This is a genomic window from Ensifer sp. YR511 (assembly GCF_900103045.1).
GTDB classification, from domain to species: Bacteria; Pseudomonadota; Alphaproteobacteria; order Rhizobiales; family Rhizobiaceae; genus Ensifer; species Ensifer adhaerens.
On the sequence record NZ_FNGR01000077.1, the window covers coordinates 1 to 2645 of the forward strand.

At 58.8% G+C, this 2645-nt stretch carries 2 protein-coding genes; one reads left to right on the forward strand and one right to left on the reverse strand.

Annotation, left to right across the window (positions count from 1 at the left end; translation table 11 throughout):
• Positions 1–308 precede the first annotated feature (308 nt).
• Positions 309–1322 (reverse strand): IS110 family RNA-guided transposase, encoded by a 1014-nt coding sequence (locus BLU15_RS38675; RefSeq protein ID WP_090302580.1) that lies wholly within the window; start codon positions 1320–1322, stop codon positions 309–311.
• A 77-nt stretch (positions 1323–1399) separates the two neighbouring features.
• Between BLU15_RS38675 and BLU15_RS38680 the strand changes: the two genes are divergently transcribed.
• A protein-coding gene (locus BLU15_RS38680) for an IS3 family transposase (protein ID WP_090302582.1) occupies positions 1400–2613 on the forward strand; the annotation gives its coding sequence in 2 pieces (ribosomal slippage) (positions 1400–1736 and positions 1736–2613; 1215 coding nt in all).
• Positions 2614–2645: the final 32 nt, after the last annotated feature.

Here is a 2645-nt window from a genome sequence, read left to right on the forward strand (position 1 = left end):
TGAACTGCCCCCCAATTCGACCGGACAGTCGGCATAAGCAGAAAGGCTCAAGCACAGGCTTGAGGACATGTGTGGACGCCTCCGGGCGCGCAAGAAGAATCTTTCGGGTGTGACGTCAAAGTTTGGTGCGGACATGTGTTCGGCTTCTTGTGCGGCAGAACACCGCCGCCAGCCAGTATGGATTACGCGAGCTCGGTCCACTTCAGGCTTGCGTGCTGCTAGCACTTATCCTCAATCTGGTTTTCCGAGCTCCGTTCAAACTCTTCGGCCATGCCATCCTGAGACCTTCCTCGCTACGCGGGAATTTACTAGACGGGCTGCATGTAGGACCCTCCATGTTTCAGTATCGCCCAGGCGACACGCGCCATCTTGTTTGCCAGTGCCACGATCGCCAGCATGGGCGGCTTTCGGTGGAGGATGCTAGCCAACCAGGAGCTCGGCTTTATCTTGCCGCGTCTGACCCAAGACACAACCGCGCTGGCTCCCATGATCAGAAGGCGCCTTAGCGTCCGTTCACCCATCTTGGATATCCGGCCGAACCGTTGCTTTCCTCCGGTCGATCGTTCGAGTGGTGTCAGGCCAACCCATGCGGCAAAATCGCGGCCTTTCCTAAAGGTGGAAGGATCGGGAGCAAGTGCGGCAATCGCCGCTGCTGTCACTGGCCCAATCCCCGGCACAGATGTCAACCGACGCGCCTCAAGGTCTTCACGTGACCGCTTTTGGATCTCCTTGTCGAATTCTGCGAGCTGAGCTTCACAGGATGAAAGGTGTTGCCACAGTGACATAAGGATACATCGCGCCGCAGGCGGCAAATCGTCATGACTATCGATTGCATCTTGCATCTGCGCAGCTGCGGCTGCGCCCTGCGGAAAGATGAGACCGAATTCTGCCAGGTGACTTCGTATTGCGTTCAGAAGCTGGGTCCTCTGTCGCACAACCAAGTCTCGAGCGCGGAAGACGATACTGGAAGCCTGAGACGACTCGCTCTTCACACGAACAAAACGCATATCCGGTCGCTGCGCCGCCTCCGCGATGGCCTCAGCGTCGGCGGCATCGTTCTTCTGCCTCTTTACAAACGGCCTCACGTAATCAGGCGGAATAAGAAGTACTTGATGGCCAAGCTCTTCCAGCTGTCGGCCCCAATAGTGCGCGGTCCCACAAGCCTCCATCGCGACCCTGCATGAAGGAATCGAGGCAAGCAGCTTCATCAGCTGCGCTCGCCGGACCTGCCGGCGGAAAACGACTCGTCCGTCTGCAGCTATCGCATGCAGCTGGAAAACATGCTTGGCGACATCCAAGCCGATAAGACCTATCTGCGTCATTGGGTTGACCTCCTGGTGCTGGACATCTTCGATACTGCCACAAGGGTGGCGAAGGAGGCGTCCACTCCATCAGGCTTATGTCTAACGAGTATCGACAGGTTGAATTGCTGACGGGTGATGTTCGCCGCAGGCGGTGGACAACCGAGCAGAAGCTGACGATCATTGAGCAGAGTTTCGAACCGGGCGAGACGGTGTCTTCCACCGCTCGCCGCCATGGCGTTGCGCCCAATCTGCTTTACCGGTGGCGCAGGCTGTTGAGCGAGGGAGGTGCTGCAGCGGTGGATTCTGACGAGCCGGTTGTCGGCAATTCGGAAGTGAAGAAGCTGGAGGATCGCGTCCGCGAGCTGGAGCGCATGCTTGGCCGCAAGACGATGGAGGTCGAAATCCTCCGCGAAGCCCTTTCCAAAGCAGACTCAAAAAAACGGATATCGCGGCCGATCTTGTTGCCGAAGGACGGTTCCCGATGAAAGCCGTCGCAGACACGCTGGGCGTCTCCCGTTCCAACCTCGTGGAGCGGTTGAAAGGCAGATCAAAGCCGCGCGGGCCCTATCGAAAGGCCGAGGATGCAGAGCTTCTGCCCGCCATTCGCAGGCTGGTGGATCAGAGGCCAACCTATGGCTATCGGCGGATCGCCGCGCTCCTCAATCGCGAAAGGCGAGCCGCCGATAAGCCTGTCGTCAACCCCAAGCGGGTTCACCGCATCATGGGCAACCACGCCATGTTGCTGGAGAAGCATACGGCCGTTCGCAAGGGCCGCATCCATGACGGCAAGGTCATGGTCATGCGCTCTAACCTGCGCTGGTGCTCCGACGGCCTGGAGTTCACTTGCTGGAATGGCGAGGTCATTCGTCTCGCTTTCATCATCGACGCCTTTGACCGGGAAATCATCGCCTGGACGGCGGTCGCCAATGCAGGCATCTCAGGCTCGGACGTACGCGACATGATGCTGGAGGCGGTCGAGAAACGCTTCCGCGCAACCCGAGCCCCGCATGCTATCGAGCATCTCTCGGACAATGGTTCGGCCTATACAGCGCGCGACACGAGGCTGTTTGCCCAGGCGCTCAATTTGACGCCCTGCTTCACGCCGGTGGCCAGCCCCCAGTCGAACGGCATGTCCGAGGCATTCGTGAAAACTCTGAAACGGGATTACATCCGCATATCGGCACTACCGGACGCCGAAACGGCGCTCCGTTTCATCGACGGATGGATCGAGGACTACAACGAAATCCATCCCCATTCCGCTCTCAGGATGGCTTCCCCACGGCAGTTCATCAGGGCTAAATCAAACTAGCCGACCTGTCCGGTGAAACGGGGAGCACTCCA